Annotated in this window: 16 protein-coding genes; 9 read left to right on the top strand and 7 right to left on the bottom strand. The window is 69.1% G+C overall.

Features of this window, described 5'->3' with window-relative positions; genetic code table 11:
* Positions 1–105 precede the first annotated feature (105 nt).
* Entirely contained in the window at positions 106–2082 is a 1977-nt protein-coding gene (locus tag ASG62_RS27790; RefSeq protein WP_056694676.1) for a methyl-accepting chemotaxis protein, read from the bottom strand.
* Positions 2083–2369: 287 nt separating this feature from the next.
* On the opposite strand from ASG62_RS27790, the gene ASG62_RS00805 reads away from it, so the two are divergent.
* The 4 genes from ASG62_RS00805 to ASG62_RS00790 all read left to right on the top strand — a co-directional run bounded on the left by ASG62_RS00805 (position 2370) and on the right by ASG62_RS00790 (position 7026).
* Positions 2370–3683, top strand: coding sequence for a glycerate kinase (locus tag ASG62_RS00805; protein ID WP_056694677.1), 1314 nt, complete (start codon positions 2370–2372; stop codon positions 3681–3683).
* Positions 3680–4372: a D-lyxose/D-mannose family sugar isomerase gene (locus tag ASG62_RS00800; protein WP_056694679.1), complete on the top strand. Its 693-nt coding sequence runs from the start codon at positions 3680–3682 to the stop codon at positions 4370–4372. Before ASG62_RS00805 ends, ASG62_RS00800 begins: the two co-directional genes overlap by 4 nt.
* 11 nt (positions 4373–4383) lie before the next feature.
* Positions 4384–5403, top strand: coding sequence for an alpha/beta hydrolase (locus ASG62_RS00795; RefSeq protein WP_156381908.1), 1020 nt, complete (start codon positions 4384–4386; stop codon positions 5401–5403).
* 114 nt (positions 5404–5517) lie between these two features.
* Entirely contained in the window at positions 5518–7026 is a 1509-nt protein-coding gene (locus ASG62_RS00790; RefSeq protein WP_056694680.1) for an ATP-binding protein, read from the top strand.
* Between the two features lie 109 nt (positions 7027–7135).
* Here the strand turns inward: ASG62_RS00790 and ASG62_RS00785 are convergent, their stop codons facing one another.
* Positions 7136–8578 (bottom strand): Nramp family divalent metal transporter, encoded by a 1443-nt coding sequence (locus ASG62_RS00785; protein ID WP_056694682.1) that lies wholly within the window; start codon positions 8576–8578, stop codon positions 7136–7138.
* 333 nt (positions 8579–8911) lie between these two features.
* Between ASG62_RS00785 and ASG62_RS00780 the strand changes: the two genes are divergently transcribed.
* On the top strand, positions 8912–10075 hold the full coding sequence (locus tag ASG62_RS00780) for a GGDEF domain-containing protein (RefSeq protein WP_082537199.1): 1164 nt from the start codon (positions 8912–8914) through the stop codon (positions 10073–10075).
* A 103-nt stretch (positions 10076–10178) separates the two neighbouring features.
* On the opposite strand, the gene ASG62_RS00775 is transcribed toward ASG62_RS00780, so the two are convergent.
* On the bottom strand, positions 10179–10760 hold the full coding sequence (locus ASG62_RS00775) for a DUF2585 family protein (protein WP_056694685.1): 582 nt from the start codon (positions 10758–10760) through the stop codon (positions 10179–10181).
* 93 nt (positions 10761–10853) lie between these two features.
* Here ASG62_RS00775 and ASG62_RS00770 point away from each other — a divergent pair, with 93 nt between their 5' ends.
* The 4 genes from ASG62_RS00770 to ASG62_RS00755 are packed head-to-tail and all read left to right on the top strand — an operon-like array spanning position 10854 to position 15750.
* Positions 10854–12125 (top strand): glycosyltransferase, encoded by a 1272-nt coding sequence (locus ASG62_RS00770; RefSeq protein ID WP_056694688.1) that lies wholly within the window; start codon positions 10854–10856, stop codon positions 12123–12125.
* Positions 12118–13290 carry a lycopene beta-cyclase CrtY gene (gene crtY / locus ASG62_RS00765; RefSeq protein ID WP_056694689.1) on the top strand — a complete coding sequence of 391 codons (1173 nt, stop codon included), beginning with the start codon at positions 12118–12120 and terminating at the stop codon, positions 13288–13290. The genes ASG62_RS00770 and crtY overlap by 8 nt, the downstream gene beginning before the upstream one ends.
* Positions 13290–14804, top strand: coding sequence for a phytoene desaturase (locus ASG62_RS00760; RefSeq protein WP_056694691.1), 1515 nt, complete (start codon positions 13290–13292; stop codon positions 14802–14804). The genes crtY and ASG62_RS00760 overlap by 1 nt, the downstream gene beginning before the upstream one ends.
* On the top strand, positions 14797–15750 hold the full coding sequence (locus ASG62_RS00755; RefSeq protein ID WP_056695011.1) for a phytoene/squalene synthase family protein: 954 nt from the start codon (positions 14797–14799) through the stop codon (positions 15748–15750). The genes ASG62_RS00760 and ASG62_RS00755 overlap by 8 nt, the downstream gene beginning before the upstream one ends.
* A 46-nt stretch (positions 15751–15796) precedes the next feature.
* Here the strand turns inward: ASG62_RS00755 and ASG62_RS00750 are convergent, their stop codons facing one another.
* From ASG62_RS00750 to ASG62_RS00740, 4 genes are all read right to left on the bottom strand, one after another.
* On the bottom strand, positions 15797–16093 hold the full coding sequence (locus ASG62_RS00750; protein WP_056694693.1) for a BrnA antitoxin family protein: 297 nt from the start codon (positions 16091–16093) through the stop codon (positions 15797–15799).
* Positions 16074–16337: a BrnT family toxin gene (locus ASG62_RS25205; protein ID WP_082537200.1), complete on the bottom strand. Its 264-nt coding sequence runs from the start codon at positions 16335–16337 to the stop codon at positions 16074–16076. Before ASG62_RS25205 ends, ASG62_RS00750 begins: the two co-directional genes overlap by 20 nt.
* 51 nt (positions 16338–16388) lie before the next feature.
* A complete protein-coding gene (locus ASG62_RS00745) occupies positions 16389–16922 on the bottom strand; it encodes a sterol desaturase family protein (RefSeq protein ID WP_056694695.1) in 534 nt (177 codons plus the stop codon).
* A gap of 67 nt (positions 16923–16989) precedes the next feature.
* Complete coding sequence (locus tag ASG62_RS00740) at positions 16990–18003, bottom strand: polyprenyl synthetase family protein (RefSeq protein ID WP_082537201.1); 1014 nt, start codon at positions 18001–18003, stop codon at positions 16990–16992.
* Positions 18004–18008 lie beyond the last annotated feature (5 nt).

Genomic DNA, 18008 nt, shown 5'->3' with positions numbered 1-18008 from the left:
GGAAGAGGGGGCGCTGGCAAGCCTCGAAGGTTCAGGGCAGGCGTCGGGGACGACGAAGCGTCGGGAGAGGCCGAGGCTTCGGCCTCTCCCGCGTCGAGCCTTCGGTCAGAAGTCCATCCAGTCTTCCTGGCCGGCGGGCTTCGGCGCCGCGCCGCCGGTGCCCGTCGCGCGCATCTGGACGACCGGGCGCGGCGCTGCTGCGGGGCGCGCCGCCGGACGGTGCCGGTTCGTCTGCCGGGTCGCCGACGACGGGGCCGAGCTCGCGCCGGTGACGAAGCGTCCGGTGAGCTGGGCCAGATCCTCGGTCTCGCTGGTGAGCGTCTGCGCGGCGGCGGTGGTCTCTTCCACCATGGCCGCGTTCTGCTGTGTGACCTTGTCCATCTGGTCGGCGGCGGTGGAGACCTCGCGAAGGCTCGAAGCCTGCTCGCGGGCCGATTTCGCGATCATCGAGACGACCTCGGTCATCTCGCCGACGCCCGAGACGATCTCCTCCAGCGAGTGGCCGGAGGCGGTCACGAGCTTCACGCCCTGCTCGACCTGGACGGAGGAGGCCGAGATCAGGTTCTTGATCTCCTTGGCCGCTTCGGCCGAGCGCTGGGCAAGACCGCGCACCTCCTGCGCGACGACCGCAAAGCCTCGGCCCGCTTCGCCGGCCCGCGCCGCCTCGACGCCGGCATTGAGGGCGAGGAGGTTGGTCTGGAAGGCGATCTCGTCGATGACGCCGATGATCTTGCCGATCTTGTCGGACGATTCCTCGATGGCGGACATGGCCTGGACCGCCTGCGTCACGATCGCGCCGCCCTTCTCGGCGTTCTTCTGCGCGTTGGCGGCCGTGCTCTGCGCCTGTCCCGCCGCTTCGGCCGTCGCGTTCACGCCGCGAACGACCTCGGCGAGCGCCGCGACCGTCTCTTCGAGGCTCGCCGCCTGCTGCTCGGTGCGCTGGGACAGATCGCCGGAAGCCACCGTGATCTCGCCGAGCCCGGTGCGGATGGCGCCGACGGCGCCGACGACGGAGCCGATCGTCGTGTCGAGCTGGGCGATGGAGCTGTTGAAATCCTCGCGCAGCGCTTCGAACTCGGGGGAGAAGGGCTCGGTGAGGCGGAAGTTCAGCTGGCCCTCCGCGAGCTTGCGAAGGCCGCCGGCAAGGCCGGCCGTGGCAAGCGAGAGGCGTTCGCTCGCATCGGTCTCGGCCTGGCGCTGCGCCGCGACACGCTCCGCGTCGGATCTGACCCGGCCCTCTTCGGCGGAGGACTGAAGGCTGCGATTGGCGATCGCCCCCTTGCGGAAGATCTCGACCGCTCCGGCCATCTCGCCGATCTCGTCGGTCTGGCCGGCATAGGGCAGCTCGATCGACGTGTCGCCCTCAGCCAGACGGCGCATCAGGGCGGCCATATGACGGATGGGACGCGCGATCCCGGCGAAGAGCGCGTAAGCGGAGGTCAGGAGAACCGCGATCACCAGAAGCGCGATGGAGAGGCCGATCGTGTTGGCGCGCGAGATGGCGTCGGACAGGGCGAGATTGGCGTCCTTGGTGAATCCGGTCGCGTTGGTCTTGGACTGGTCGACCGCCGCATGGGCCTTGTCCGTGATCTCGTTGAAGGTGCTGCTGGGAACCTTCTGAGCGAGGGTGCGGACCCAGGCGCCCGTGTCGGTGCCCGCGGGACGGTCGGACAGGCCGGCCGATATGGCCTCGGCGCGGCGGAGCGCGCTCGCTTCGTAGTCCTTGATGGACGTGCGGATATCCTGAAGCACCGCCGGCTTCATGGCGATGGCGATCGGCGTCTCCAGAGCCTGCCAGCCGTGCTCGCGCGACGTCTTGATCTGCTTGACGACCGCGTCGATCTCGTCCCTGGACGTCACGCGTTCCAGACTGCGCGTATCGAAACGAAGATTGGCAAGGGCGAGTTCGGCGCCGACGACGCCGTCCAGAATGGTCTGTTCGCGTTCGAGCGTTGCCTTGGCGACGACGATGTTGGCCGTGCTGACGTACTGGTTCGCCGCACTGGCGACGATGAGGAGCACGGCCGTGCCGGAAGACAGAGCGAGCTTCGTGCCCACTTTGATGTTGCTGAAGAGGGACATCGCGTTTCGCTCGCTTGCTGAAGTAAAACTATAGCGAATACTACACACTTTTGTTTAACAAAGATGTTACTAAGGCATTATTAGAATTTTGACGCTTCCCGCTGCGGCCCGCTTCGCGTGGCCGGCGCTTCCCTGCCCATCGAGGGGATCTGCATCCCGGCCGGAGCCGCCGGACCGCGGAAGGCGATGACGCACGGGCGGAACGGTGTCGATTTTCGGCCTCCCAAGGGCCGGTCTTTTCTGTCAGAGACTGTTCGCGGCGGAGCCTGGAACGGGGGAGGGCGACGATGGACGACACCGATATGCGGGCGGAGCTGACGGCGATCTTCGACGCCGCCGTCGCGGCCGCGCATCCCGCCCATATCCTGGCGCAGCATCTTCCCGAGCCGCCTTCCGGCCGCCTGATCATCCTCGCCTGCGGCAAGGCGGGCGCGAGCATGGCCGCGGCCGCCGAGGCGCATTATCGGCAGGCGCATGGGCTCGGGGCCGATCGGCTCCTCGGCATCGCGGTCGCGCGGGACGGCTATGGCTGCCCGGCCGGGTCGATCGAGGTGGTCGAGGCCGGCCATCCCCTGCCGAACGCCGCCGGCCTCGACGCCACGCGTCGCGTCATGGCGCTGGCCGAGGGCGCCGGCGCGGACGATCTCGTGCTGGCTCTCATCTCGGGCGGGGGCTCGGCCAACTGGCTTCTTCCGCGCGGCGCGATCACGCTGGCGGACAAGCAGGCGGTGACGAAGGCGCTCCTGCGCTCGGGCGCCGGAATTGCCGAGATCAACACGCTGCGCAAGCATCTCTCCGCCATCAAGGGCGGGCGCCTCGCCGCCGCCTGCCGGCCGGCGCGGCTCGCGACGCTCGCCATTTCCGACGTTCCCGGCGACGACCCGTCCGTCATCGCCTCCGGCCCGACCGTGCCGGACGCCTCCACGCTGGAGGAGGCGCGCGCCATCGTCGCGCGCTACGCCCTCGACCTGCCCGCCGCCTGCCGCGCCGTTCTGGACGACCCCGCCAGCGAGACGCCCAAGCCCGGCGATCCCGCCTTCGACGGCTCCACCTACCGCATCGTCTCGACGCCGGCCGCAGCCCTCGATGCCGCCGCCGACAAGGCGCGGGCGCTCGGCTACGAGCCGGTTCTCCTCGGCTCCGACCTCGAGGGCGAGGCGCGGGACGTCGCCGCGCGCCATGCGGCGCTCGCCCTCGAGGCGCGGGCCGCCGGGCGCCGCGTCGCGATCCTTTCGGGGGGCGAACTCACCGTCACGATCCGGGGCGAGGGCCGGGGCGGGCCGAACCAGGAATATGCCCTGGCGCTGGCTCTGGAGCTCGGCGGCGCCGCCGGCATCGCCGCGCTCAGCGCCGACACGGACGGCACCGACGGCGGCACGGGCCTTGCCAGCGATCCCGCCGGCGCCTTCGCGCTCGCGGATACGCTCGAGCGCGCCTCCGCCGCCGGGCTCGACCCCGCCGCGTTCCTCGCGCGCAACGATTCCACGGGCTTCTTCGAGGCGATCGGCGATCTCTTCGTGCCCGGCCCGACCTTCACCAATGTCAACGACTGCCGCACCATCCTCGTGACGGATGGCCCGGCCCCAGGGAGAGTTCCATGAAACGCAGCCGCGTCAACGAGATCCTGCGCGAGGGCGACGCCTTCATCCGCTCCTTCGGCTATGTCATGCCGCCCTTCGCCTATCTCTCGCCGAAGGAGATGCAGGACCGGCTGCCCGAGATGAAGACGATTATCGAGCGCCGCATGGGCTGGGACGTGACCGATTACGGGCAGGGCAAGTTCGACGCGCTCGGGCTCTTCCTCTTCACCGTGCGCAACGGCGACAATGCCGATCTCGCCTCCGGGCGCGGCATGCTCTACGCCGAGAAGATCATGATCTCCCGGCAGGACCAGATCTCCCCGATGCACCGGCACGACATCAAGGCCGAGGACATCATCAACCGAGGCGGCGGCACGCTGACGCTGGAGCTCTACACCCGCGCGCCCGACGGCGGCGTCGACGAGACGGCCGACGTGGAGGTCTATACGGACGGCCTCGCCCGCAGGCTGAAGGCCGGCGACAAGCTGCGCCTCCTGCCCGGCGAGAGCGTCACGCTCATGCCGCACCATTGGCACGCCTTCTGGGGCGAGGGCGCCGACGTGCTGATCGGCGAGGTCTCGACCGTCAACGACGACGTGACCGACAACATCTTCCGCCAGCCGATCGGCCGTTTCTCCACGATCGAGGAGGACGAGGCGCCGCTGCATCTCCTCGTCTCCGACTACGACACCTGGCTCTCCGGCAAGTAGAGCCGGCGCGGATGGACGTGTCGCGTCTCGGCCTCGCGCTCGTGGGCCTTCTCGCCGCAGCCTGCCCGGCGGCGGCGGCGGGAACCTTTGCCGATTTCGACTTCTCCTCGCCGGCGCTCGGCAGCTCGCAGACCGCGCGCGTCTACGTGCCGCAGGGTACGGCGCCCGCCGACGGCTGGCCCGTTCTCTACCTCCTCCACGGGCTCGACGGCACCGCGCGGGACTGGGAGGAGGAGGGCGATGTCGGGGCGACGCTCGACCGGCTGATCGCAGCCGGCGAGATCCGGCCCGTCCTCGTCGTCATGCCCTACGGCTCCAATTCCTGGTACGTGGACAGCGCTGCCGTCGGCGGACCCGGAGACTACGAGACGGCGCTGCTGCGCGACCTGCCGGCCGCTGTCGAGGCCAGCTTTCCGGTCGGCCGCGACGCCGCCCACCGGGCGATCGCCGGCCTGTCCATGGGCGGTGCGGGCGCGCTGCGGCTCGCCTTCAGGGCGCCCGAGCGCTTCGGCGCCGTGGCCGCCCTGTCGCCCGCGATCTGGCAGAACGTGCCGCCGGAGGAGTTCGGCCTCTCCGCCGAGGCGCTCGGGCTGATCCGCGACAGCCGCTACTTCCACCGGCTCGACGCCGATACGGTCGAGATCGGCATCGACCAGCCGCCGGAGGGCCAGCATTTCGGCGGCGCCTTCGGCACGCCCTTCCAGCCGCTGCGCTTCAATGCCGCCAATGTCTTCACGCTGATCGCGCGCGCCATCGCAGGCGACATCGCGCTTCCGCCGACTTTCGTGACGGTCGGCGACGACGACAGCCATCTTCTCTGGCGCGGCGGCATCGCGCTCTTCGAGACGATGCGCGCGGACGAGCGGCCGATCGAGTTCCGCATGACCGACGGCGACCACACCTGGGACCTCTGGCGCGTCTCCGTCGCCGACGCGCTGCGCTTCCTCGACGCCCATCTGGGCGACGCCAAGACCACCGGCCTGCCCGCGCCGGCCGCAGGCCCAGTGCGCATGGTGCCGGAGCCGAAGTGACGGGCGGGACGGGATTTCCGGGATAAGCTGTGGGAATCCGGCGGAGCACCCGACTCCTCGACCGCGCCGGGTGTTATCTCCTCGGGCTCGCCCGTCCCTTCAGGAGGTTTCCCGATGAAAGTCGCCGTCGATCTCGGCACGACCGCCACCGGCGAGCCGGCGGAGATGGATCTGGAGGAGCTGCTTTCGACGCGCCTTCTCGTCCAGGGCAATTCCGGCTCCGGCAAGTCGCATCTCCTGCGCCGCCTGCTCGAGCAGAGCGCGGAATGGGTGCAGCAGGCGATCATCGATCCCGAGGGCGACTTCGTCTCCTTCGCCGAGCGCTTCGGCCATGTCGTGGTCGATGCCGACCGCACGCCGGCCGAGCTTCAGCGCATCGCCGCGCGCATCCGCCAGCACCGCGCCTCCGTCGTCCTCAACCTCGAGGGCCTCGACACGGAGGTGCAGATGCAATGCGCCGCCGCCTTCCTGAACGGGCTCTTCGAGGCCGATCACAGCGTCTGGTTTCCCATGCTGATCGCCGTGGACGAGGCGCAGATCTTCGCGCCCGCCATCGCCGGCGAGGTCTCCGACGAGGCGCGCAAGGTCTCGCTGGCGGCGATGACGAACCTCATGTGCCGCGGGCGAAAGCGCGGGCTCGCCGGGATCGTGGCGACGCAGCGGCTGGCCAAGCTTGCCAAGAACGTCGCGGCCGAGGCCTCGAACTTCCTGATGGGCCGCACCTTCCTCGACATCGACATGGCGCGCGCGGCCGATCTCCTCGGCCTGGAACGCCGGCAGGCCGAGCGGTTCCGCGATCTTGAGCCCGGCCATTTCGTGGCGCTCGGCCCCGCGCTCTCGCGCCGCCCGGTGCCGATCCGCATCGGCTCGGTCGAGACGCGCGGCCGCACGGGGCGGCCCTCGCTGATGGCGCTGCCCGAGATGACCCGCGACCAGATGCAGGATCTCATCTTCTCCGCGCCCGCCGGCGGCGAAGAGGAGATGCCGGTCGTGCGCTCGCGGGAGCGCGTGCCGATGCGCGATCTCCTGGAGCGCGTTTCCGCCGCGAAGGCCGAGGCGCCGGAGGACGAGGACGTGCGCTCGCCCGAGGACCGCGAGGTGCTGGTCGAGGCGATCTTCCAGGACATGCTCTCCGACCCCGAAGCCGCCTACCGGCCGGTGCCCGTTCTCTACCAGGACTTCCTCGTCCACTGCCGCCTGAAGCGCCTGCGCGGCGCGGAAACCGACATGCCCGCCTTCCGCCGCCGCCTGTCGCTGGCAAGGGCCGGCGTCTCGGACGCGGCGGACGATCCCGAATGGCAGGTCGTGATCGAGCGCGCGGACGCGCTGCCCGAGGAGATGCAGGGCGTCTATCTCATGCTCGCCAGAGCCGCCCGGGCCGGCGAACCCCTGCCGGACGACGCGGCGCTCGCCCGTGCCTATGGCAGCCACTCGCCCTCGCGGGGCCGCTTCCTCATCGGCTACATGGCCGATCGCGGGCTGGTGACGGCCGAGACGGACTTTCGCGGCAACCGGGTCGTGACGATCACGGGCACGGGCTGGCGCTCCGTCCAGTCGATCGCGGCGCCGAAGCTGGACGAGGCGAGGCTGCGGCGGGCGGCGCGGCGTTCGACGACCTTGTAAGCGCAGGCTTTCCCCGAAGCAGGCTGGTTCTTCGAACTTCGACCGCTGCCTTATGGCAGGCGCCCATGGCGGGCGCCTGCCATTCTCGTAAGCCGAACTCGGCTCTTGCTCAGCCCGCGCTCCAAAGCTTCGGCAATTGCTGGACGATCGTCAGGATCGACAGGCCTCCGAAGAGGAGAAAGGACCAGACGAGCATGGCCACCCGCACGGCGCCGGGCCGGATTTCGGGCACCAGCACCTTGCGGTTCAGGCGGATGAGCAGCAGCGAGTAGATGAACATCATCAGCCCGCCGACGCAGGCCGAGATGACGAGGAGCACGAGCGGCTGGGTGAGGCCGACGAGAAGAACGATCACGCCGACCACGACGAGACCCCAGACGAGCATGAAGTAGAGCCGGCTCTCGTTGCTGTCCTTCAGATAGGACGTGCGCAGAACGTCTGCCGCCACGCGGCTCGTATAGTCCACGATGCCGGTGCCCGCCGCAAAGAGCGAGAAGGCGCCGATCAGCCAGAACAGCGCGCCGAACCAGCCGCCGACGCGCTCGGCCAGAACCTGCCCTTCGCGCTGCACGAAGGCGATCGAATTGGCGAGGCCTTCCTCGCCGTAGACGGTCGCATAGGCGAGGAGCGAGGTGAAGATGATCGTGATGAAGGTGATCAGCACGAAGGTCAGCAACTGCTCGAGATTGGCGAAACGCCACCAGCGGTCCCAGCGGGCCATGTTCTCCGGCGTCGGTTCGAAGACGAAGCCCGTCGACGGCGCGGCTTCCGGCTCGCCGGTGATCGGGCTCGTGATCTTCGGCACGTACTGGCCCATGCCGAAGCCCTTGTCGCGAATCCAGTTCGACTGGCAGAGATTCTGCCCGCCGCCCGCGCCCGCGAAGGCCAGCGCTCCGAGGAGCAGGGCGAAGCCGAGCTCCTGCGCCGGGATCGAGGCCCGGGTGACGATCTCCGGCAGGCTGGCCCAGGCATCCGCTGTAATGACGAAGATCCCGGAGACGACGATCAGGAGGCCGACCGCCGCGACCTTCACCATCTGCATGCGCTCCAGCACGACGTAGACGGTGGGTGCGAGGGTCAGGATGAGGCCGATGGCGATCAGCATGGCGATGGCGATCCAGCTCGCCTCGCCGCCGAAGAGGAAGGTCAGCATGGTCGCCGAACTCGTGACCCAGCCCGGCCAGAGATTGGCGAAATAGGTCATGAGGGCGAAGACGAGGCCCCAATGGCGCCAGAACCGGCTGAAACCCGTCAGCGCGGTTTCGCCGGTCGCTAGCGTGTAGCGCTCGATTTCCATGTTGAGGAAGAACTGCGTCATGACGCCGACGAGCGCGGCCCAGACGAAGACGAGGCCGACCTGGCTCGCGATGTAGGGGTAGAGAACGAACTCGCCGGAGGCGAGGCCGACGCCGGCCGCGACGATGCCGGGGCCGATGATCCGCCGCGTATCCTTGGGCGCCGGCGGCAGGTCGCGCACCTCGGGACGGCCGAGCACATGCGTCGGGAAGAGGTCGGCCGCAGAGCCGCCTCCCGCAGTCTGATGGATCGTCATCGGTCCTCCTAGGGATGCTTTGCCATCCATTTGTCCGAGCCGGAGGTTGCGTCAACCGCCGGGCGTGGCTTCGCCCCGATGGAGGAGAGGATGCGGTATCGGCCTCCCATCGAGCGGTGCAGGGCGGTGTCCCGTCGATCGCGGCCCCGAAGCTGGAGGAGACGCGCTTGAGACGGGCGGCACGGCGGGGACGGGGGCGTGAAGGCCGAGGGCACGACCAGCCATGCCCCTACGGCAGATATTTAAGTTTCTTCGGCGATCATCCGCGCTATCGGTCCATCCGAAGCGTCTCGGCCCTTCGTATGTTTGTCCAACGCTGGAAGGCCTTCGACAATGTATTTTGTGCGTGAGACCGATGACGTCTACCAGGCATTAGTCGCCGATCTGGCCAATGGCGCTTTTCCGAACGCCATTATGGCCCTGACGATCATGGTCATCGGAACGTATGTCTGGGTCGATACGTCGATGCCGGCAGGCTTGGCCGCCGTCGCCTACGGTGGCGTGGCCTCCATCGCAAAGCTCGGCGTCGTCGGGTTTCACCGATCGCGCATCGCTCAAGGGCCCCTATCGCTTTCGGAGGCCCGCCGGTTCGAGATGGCGCATAGCCTGACGACGTTTTGCGTGGCCCTGTCGGTCGGCGCGTCCGCCGGCGTGTTTTTTCACGAGCCGGATCTCACCGTCAAACTGCTCGCGACGGGCCTGATCTTCGGATACTGCTCGGGTATCGTCGGCCGTCTCTCGACCCGCCCCCGCATTGCGGCCATGGCCGTGACGATCGCGGCGCTGCCCGGCATCGTCATGTGCGCGCTGTCCGACATCGGGGCGCTTCATGTGATCGCGTGCGTGTTCCTGATCTTCTTCTTCGGGTCCATGACCAGCATCGCGCATGCCTACCGGTTCGCTCACGATCGGATCAGCATGCAGTTTCAGATGGCCAATCTCGCGCGCCGCGATGCCTTGACCAAACTTCACAATCGGCTCTCGCTGCGAGAATTCTTCGAGAGTCTTCCAAGCTTGGAGCGGCGGCGGATCGCGGTCCATGCCTTCGATCTCGACGGATTCAAGCTGATCAACGACCGACTCGGGCATGCAGCGGGCGACGAACTCCTGTGCATCTTGGCGTCCCGCGTCCAGGCCTTGTGCAAGGGCCGCGACATCGCGGCCCGCTTCGGCGGCGACGAGTTCGTATTCGTGCAAGCCGGTCTTCGCGACGATGGCGAGGCGCGCATCTTGGCCGAGACGATCCATTCTCGTCTCACCGAGCCCTGCAGGGTGGGCGGCTTCGACGTGACGGTCGGCTTGAGCCTCGGATACTGCGTTGCGACGCACGATGCCACGACGCTGGATGTCCTTCTGCAAAGCGCCGACGCCGCATCCTACGAGGCCAAGCGGCAAGGGGGCGGCGTCGTCCAAGCCGCCGCCGCCGATAACGACCGTCCTAGCGTCGAGACCCGCGCCATGTCTTCGCTCTACCCGGTGCAACAGGCCGCGGGCTGATCAGGCATTCGGGTCGTCGCCTATGGGCGTGACGGCCGTCTTCGAAATGGAGCGGCGCATCGGGCGCAATCGTCTCCTGCGGGTGCCGGTCGATCGAGCCCTGTCAGACATCCACTCCCAGCAACCGCAGCGTTCCGATCACGAACCCGTCGCCGATCGCGACCGTCACCGCGATCTCGACGGCCAGCACCACGGCGAGGCTCGCCCATAAGGGCATCCGCCGCGCGAAGAGCGCGCCGGCGAGCGCGAAGACCGTGTCGCCGAGGGAGTTGAGGATGCTGTCGCCTTCGTAGTGCGGGGCGTTCACGCCGCCGGAGAAGAGGCCGATGATCCAGGGGGTGTTCTCGGCGATCTCCCAGATGGAGTGGCCGACGAGGGCGCTGAGGAGGAGGGCGCCGAGCGACCAGCGCGGGCGCATCTTGGCGACGAAGAGCGCAAGGCCCATGCCGAAGACGATGTGGAGGAGCGAGTACCAGTCGGCGAACTGCTGCGAGTTCTCGGCGGGGTCGAGGCCGGGCTGCCAGAGGCGCACGATCCCGCAGGGGCAGGTGAGGTCGCGGCCCATGGCGAAGAGAATGGCGGCCATGGCGGCGACGATGGCGAGGCCGGCAAGGCAGCGCCTGCCCGGCCGCATCGGAAAAGGGCTGGTGCGGTCGGCGGGGCGGGGCGCGAGCAAGTCGGTCATGTCGCCGGTTCGAACGTCGAAGGCCCGCTTTGGTTGCCGCGTGGCATCCGGCCCCGTCGCCGCCGGGCGGCGAATGCCCTAAGTACACTCGCAATGGCCCGTTTCGCCCTCGTCTGTCCGCCGTTCCCGAGCCACATCCGGGTCTTCGAAGCCCTCGCCGGACGGCTGGAGGCGCGCGGCCACGAGTCGGTCTTCGTCCTGAACGCGGGCGCGGAGCGCTTCGTGCGGCCGGGGCGGCGGGTTCTCTCGGTCGGCGCCGTCGAGGGGCTCGATCCGGCGGGCCTGCTGCGCCGCGCGGCGCGGCCGACGGGGCCGCTCGGCATCCTGCGCACCGTCTCCGACACGGCCGCCCTTACCGAGGCGCTCTGCCGCGACGCGCCGGGACTGTTGCGCGAGGTCCGGCCGGACGTCCTCGTCGGCGACGAGATGGAGCCGGCGGCGGGGCTGGTCGCGGCGAGCCTCGGCCTGCCCTTCGTCTCCGTCGCGGCGGCGCTGCCGGTCGAGACCGTGCCCGGCATGCCGCCGCCCTATCTCGGCTGGCCCTACGATCCCAGCCGCAAGGGGCTGAAGCGCAATCGCGGCGGCGCGCGGATCGCGAAGATCCTTCTGACCGAACAGCGCCGCACGATCGAGGCCTGGGCAGAGCGGTTCGGACTGCGGTCCCGTTCGACGCTGACGGACTGTCTCTCGCCGACCCTTCGCCTCTCGCAGACGGTGGCCGGCTTCGACTTTCCACGCCCGCCCTCGCCGATCTTCCATGCGGTCGGGCCGATCCGGGAGGCGCCCGCCGCGAGCGCGGCGCCGCTGCCCTTCACGCCCGATCCCGGGCGCCCCCTCGTCTTTGCCTCGCTCGGAACGCTGCAGGGGCACCGGCTCGGCCTGTTCCGCGCGATGGCGGAAGGGTGCCGCTCGGTCGGCGCCTCGCTCGTCGTTTCCCATTGCGGCGGCCTGTCGGACGAGGAGGCCGCGAGCCTCGACGCCGATCACGTCTTCGCCGACCTGCCACAGGCAGCGGTTCTCGCGCGCGCCTCCGTCTGCATCACGCATGGCGGCATGAACACGGTGATGGACGCCCTGGCAGCGGGCGTGCCGATGCTCTGCCTGCCCATCGCCTTCGACCAGCCGGGCGTCGCCGCGCGCATCGTGCATCACGGGGTGGGCCTACGCTCCTCCCGCGTCCTCTTGTCTCCCCGGCGCATCGCCTCTTCCCTCGACGCGCTTCTCGCCTCATCTGCCTTTCGCAACCGCGCGGCCGCCATTGGCCGGGAGATCGCGGCATCGGGCGGAGCGGATTTGGCGGCGGATCTGATCGAGGGCGTTCTACCGGCAGAGGCCGCCAGCTGGCGGGCGACCGAACTTGCCTGAGCGGTTCGACCTCGTCCTCGTCGGCGGCGGGCTTGCCAACGGGCTGATCGCGCATCGGCTGGCCGTGCTGCGGCCGGACATCGGCGTGCTCGTTCTGGAGGCCGAGGCGGCGCCCGGCGGCAACCACACCTGGAGCTTTCACGCAGGCGATCTGTCGGAGGCGGAAGCCGCGTGGCTCGCGCCCTTCGTCGTGCATCGCTGGCCGGCCTACGACGTGCGGTTTCCCCGGCGCCTGCGACGGCTCGGGACGGGCTATGCCTCCGTCACGTCGGAGCGCTTCGCCGAGGTGCTGCAGGCGGGGCGGCCGGGGCTCGTTCGCTGCGGGATGCGGGTCGCCGAACTGCGGCCGGACGGCGTGACGCTATCGGATGGAACGCAGATCGCGGCCGCCGCCGTGATCGACGGGCGCGGGCCGCGGCCGAGCGCGCGCCTTTCCATCGGCTACCAGAAGTTTCTCGGCCGCGAGCTTCGCCTGAGCGCTGCGCACGGCTTGAGTGCCCCCGTCGTCATGGACGCGACGGTCGCGCAGGACGACGGCTACCGCTTCGTCTACACGCTGCCCTTCGACGAGCGCCGCCTTCTCGTCGAGGACACCTATTACGCCGATGGTCCGGGTCTCGACGGCGCGGATCTGGCGCTTCGCATCGCGGCCTATGTCGCGGAGCGGGGCTGGGCGGCGGCGGAGGTCCTGCGCGAGGAGGAGGGCATTCTGCCCATCGCGCTCGGTGGCGACATCGAGGGCTTCTGGGCGGACCGGGCAGGGGTCGCGGCCTCCGGCCTCTCCGCCGCGCTCTTCCACCCGACGACGGGCTACTCGCTGCCCGATGCCGTGCGGCTCGCCGATCTCGTGGCGGGGCTGCCCGATCTTTCCGCGCCCGCGCTCTTCGCGGCGACGCGCGATCACTCGATCCGGCTCTGGCGCGAGCGGCGGTTCTTCCGCCTGCTCAACCGCATGCTCTTTCTCGCCGGCGCCTCCGAGCGGCGCTACGAGATCCTCCAGCATTTCCACCGCCTGCCCGAGGATCTGATCGCGCGCTTCTACGCCGCGCGGCTCTCGCTCGGCGACAAGGCGCGCATTCTTGCGGGCAAGCCGCCCGTTCCCGTCGGCCGGGCGCTGCGCGCGCTCGCCTTTCCCCGAAGCCTCTCCCCCGAGGACGCCGCCTGATGCTGGACAGACCGACACAAACGAGCCGACCCAGACGCGCCGTCGTGATCGGCGCGGGCTTCGGCGGGCTCGCGCTGGCGATCCGCCTCCAGTCCGCCGGCATCGGGACGGTGGTCCTCGAGAGGCGCGACAAGCCTGGCGGCCGGGCCTATGTCTACGAGGACAAGGGCTTCACCTTCGACGCCGGGCCGACCGTCATCACCGATCCGTCCGCACTGGAAGAGCTCTGGACGAGCGCCGGCCGGCGCATGTCCGACTATGTCGAGCTCCTGCCCGTCAGCCCCTTCTACCGGCTGGCCTGGGAGGATGGCGACACGTTCGACTACGTCAACGATCAGGACGGGCTCGACCGGCAGATCGCGGCGCGCAACCCCCGCGACGTCGAGGGCTACCGGCGCTTCCTCGCCTATTCGAAGGCCGTCTTCGAGGAGGGCTACCTGAAGCTCGGCGCCGTGCCCTTCCTGCACTTTCGCGACATGGTGAAGGCGGGGCCGGCGCTGGCCAAGCTCGAAGCCTGGCGCAGCGTCTATTCCAAGGTCGCCGGCTTCATCGAGGACGAGCATCTGCGGCAGGCGTTCTCGTTCCACTCGCTGCTCGTCGGCGGCAATCCCTTCGCGACCTCCTCGATCTACGCGCTGATCCATGCGCTGGAGCGGCAATGGGGCGTGTGGTTTCCGCGCGGGGGCACGGGCGCGCTGGTCGCTGGGATGGCGAAGCTCTTCACCGATCTCGGCGGCACGATCGAGCTCGATGCCGAGGCCGACCGGATCGAGATGGAGGGCGACCGGGCGACCGGCGTGGTGCTGCGCGACGGACGGCGGTTCGCGGCCGATCTCGTCGCCTCCAACGGCGACGTTGTCCACACCTACGATCATCTCCTGCGCGGCACGAAGCGGGGCGCCGCGGCGGCCAAGCGGCTGAAGAAGCGCAAGTTCTCCATGTCGCTCTTCGTCATCTATTTCGGCCTGAAGACGCATCGCCCGGACATCGCCCATCACACCGTCTGCTTCGGCTCGCGCTATCGCGACCTCATCGCCGAGATCTTCAACGGCGCGACGCTGCCGCACGACTTCTCGCTCTATCTCCACAATCCCTGCGTCACCGATCCCTCGCTCGCGCCGGAGGGGGCGGGAAGCTTCTACGTGCTCGCCCCCGTGCCTCATCTCGGCAAGGCCGGCATCGACTGGGAGAGCGAGGGGCCGAAGTATCGCGACCGCATCCTCGACTATCTGGAGGAGCGTTACATTCCGGGCTTGAAGGCCGATCTCGTGACGAGCCGCATCTTCACGCCGATCGATTTCCGCGACGAGCTGAACGCCCATGTCGGCTCCGCCTTCTCCCTCGATCCCGTGCTGACGCAGAGCGCCTGGTTCCGCCCGCACAACCGCGACGACGTGATCCCGAACCTCTATTTCGTCGGTGCGGGCACGCATCCGGGCGCGGGCGTGCCGGGCGTCGTCGGCTCGGCCAAGGCCACCGCCGGCCTGATGATCGCCGATGCCGCCCATGTCTGAGACGATCGCCGCCGGGCGCGATCTCGGCGCCACCGCGGAGGCGACGATCGCCAGGGGCTCCAAGAGCTTCGCCGCCGCCGCGCGCCTCTTCGACGCCCGGACGCGCGAGGGCGCGGTCATGCTCTACGCCTGGTGCCGGCATTGCGACGACGTCGTCGACGACCAGGACCACGGCCATGCGGCGGGATCGGCGAGCGCTACGACGCCGCTCGACCGGATCGCCCTATTGGAGGATCGCACCCGCCGCGCCTTCGCGGGCGAGCCGATGGCGGAGCCGGCCTTCCAGGCGCTGCAGCGTGTGGCGCGAAGCCACGACCTGCCGCTGGCGCTCGCGCTGGAGCATCTGGACGGGTTCCGCATGGACGCGGAAGGGCGGGTCTACGGGAGTTTCGAGGAGGTGCTCGACTACTGCCATCACGTCGCGGGCGTCGTCGGCGTGCTGATGGCGCGGGTCATGGGCGCGCGCGATCCGGCGGTTCTGGTGCGCGCGGCCGATCTCGGCCTCGCCTTCCAGCTGACCAATATCGCGCGGGACATCGTGCCGGATGCGGAGGTCGGGCGCCTGTACCTGCCGGCGGACTGGTTGGCGGAGGAGGGGATCGAGCGCGGAGCCGTGGGGGCGCCGGAGAACCGCGAGCGGGTGGCGCGGCTGGCCGGGCGCCTCGTCGCGGCGGCCGAGCCCTACTACGCCTCCGCCCGCATCGGCATCGACGCGCTTCCGCGCCGCTCGGCCTGGGCCGTCGCGACCGCGCTCGGCGTTTATCGCGAGATCGGGCTGCGGGTGGTCGCGGCGGGGCCGAAGGCCTGGGACGGACGGGTCTCGACCTCGAAGGCGGACAAGCTCGGCCATGTGGCGAAGGGAGCGGTCGTGGCGTTCGGGCCGCGGCGCGGCACGGCCGTGGGTCGGGATGCCAAGCTTTGGCGCCACGATGTGACGACGTTCTGAGTTGCGTTCGAGGTGTCGGACAGCGAGCAGTCCCTGGATCGCAAGTTTAGATCTTAGCTCGTTTCAGCACGTCATTGACCAGCATCTGCCAATCCACACCGGTCGCCTTATACTTCTCGATTACTGTCTCTTCCAACTCGATCGACACCTCGCGCATGGGAGACATCTCCTCGACGATAAATTCGCGCTGCATCGAGGCGTAGAGATCCGGGAAGACCTCCTTGAACGGGCGCATGGATGCCAGCTCTTCGTCCGTCGCTTCCGGGTTATCCGGATCGGACGCGATCATGCGCTGGATTTGCGCCTCCCGTTCGTCCGTGATGTCAGGTAACAGTGTCTTCATAGAATCTTCTTTCCTTCCGACTGGCTGGTCTCATCGACACGATCGAGAGGCTTTCCGTTCCAAGTCTCGTGAACACGATGGAGATCAAACGCCCTCGAAAGGGGCCGATTGCCATAAGTCGCCCGGATTTCGCGATGGCAATCTTTCCGCTGTCGAAAAACGATCGATCGATATCTTTGAAGTCGAGCCCTCCATGCTTGATGAGGTTCGATACACGCTTGCTTTCATCGAAGCCGATCCGCATCCGCCTTCATAGACCCCCGACCGATCTGCGGCAGCGAACCATGAGTGCAGATCACTGTCCAGCCCGGGCGGCCTCCCGCCCGCGCGCCAGATCGCGCTCGCGGGCGATGACGCCCGAGGCCTTCAGCTCGCGCTGGAGCTTCTCGATCGGCGGGGCGTAGAGGAAGCCGAAGGAGACGCCGTGCTCGCGGCCCTGGACCGCGTGGTGGAGGCGGTGGGCCTGGACGAGGCGCTTGGCATAGCCGCGATGGGGAATGTGGCGGAACGGCCAGCGCTGGTGGACGAGCCCGTCATGCACGACGAAATAGAGGAAGCCGTAGATCGTGATGCCGGTCGCGAACGCCGTGATCAGCGGGATCGCGAAGACATGGCCGAGCAAGAAGAGCAGGATCGAGAAGCCGGCGAAGACGACGGCGTAGAGGTCGTTCTTCTCGAACAGGCCCTCGCGCTCCTCGTGGTGGGAGCGGTGCCAGCCCCAGCCCCATTCGTGCATGATGAAGCGATGCGCCCACCAGGCGAAGACCTCCATGCCCGCGACGGTCAGAAGCGTCACCGCTATGAGGACGGGCCAGCTCGATAGGCTCATCGGTCGAATTCCTCGTGCACGTTCATGGTCCGACGCCCGTCGCGGCATGCGGCCGGGAGGAGGACCCTCAGCGGGCGCCGATCTCCTGGCCGACCCGGTCGTCCGCCTCGTCCGCCGCCGCTCTCATAACCGGTTCGGCGTCGAAAATGGCCGCGACCAGACGATGCAGCCGGCTGTCGGGTCCAAATAGGCTCGTCAATTCGGCGTTTGCCGCTTCCACGTGACGCTCCATCCGGCGCCGCGCGGAGGGGGCGCCGATGCGCTGGACGATGGTCGACTTGCCGATGTCCTTGCCGACGTCCTTGCCGATGAGATGGGGATCGGAAGCGCCGTCGAGAAGGTCGTCGAGCAGCTGAAAGGCATGGCCGAGCTCGCGCGCGAAGTGTCGGAGCCGAGCGCGCACCGCTTCGGACGCGCCGGCCGTGACCGCGCCGATCTCGACGGAGGCGGAGAAGAGCACGCCGGTCTTCAGCCCGTTGGCGGCCGCGATCTCGGCGACGCCGCGCTCGGTGCGTCCGCGCCTCAGATCCTCGAACTGCCCGCCGACGAGCCCGCAGACGCCGACGGCGCGCGACAGGATCGCGACGGATTCGGCACGCGCCTCGGGGCCAAGGCCCTCGATCCCGGCCAGCGTTCCATAGGCGGAGGAGAGACCGGCCACGGCGACGAGGACGGCGAGGTCCTCGCCATGGCTGACATGGATGGCCGGGCGCCCGCGACGCAGCGCCGCATCGTCCATGCAGGGGAGGTCGTCGAGGACGAGGGAGGCCGCATGCACCATCTCGACCGCGCAGCCCGCGTCGATCGCAGGCTCCGTCCGCCCGCCGAGATCCTCGGCCGCGATCACCGTCATCAGCGGGCGCAGGCGCTTGCCCGGCGCGAGAAGGCTGTCGGCAAAGGCCTCGCCGAGCGCGGCATGGCCGGGAAGGCCGCGCGGCAGAAGCTCGGCGAGCCGCGCGTCGATCCGGGCGCGATAGGCGCTCAGCGTTTCGGGCGCGCGTGTCCTGGAGCCTCCCGTCCTGCCGACGAGCGGAGTGCCGAGGGGCCGTTGCCCGCCATCGTCAGATTTACGCCCTGCCATTGCGT

Origin of the sequence: Aureimonas sp. Leaf427 (genome assembly GCF_001425485.1) — a bacterium.
In the GTDB taxonomy this organism is placed as follows: Bacteria; Pseudomonadota; Alphaproteobacteria; order Rhizobiales; family Rhizobiaceae; genus Plantimonas.
This window is presented reverse-complemented; position numbering and strand designations above follow the sequence as displayed.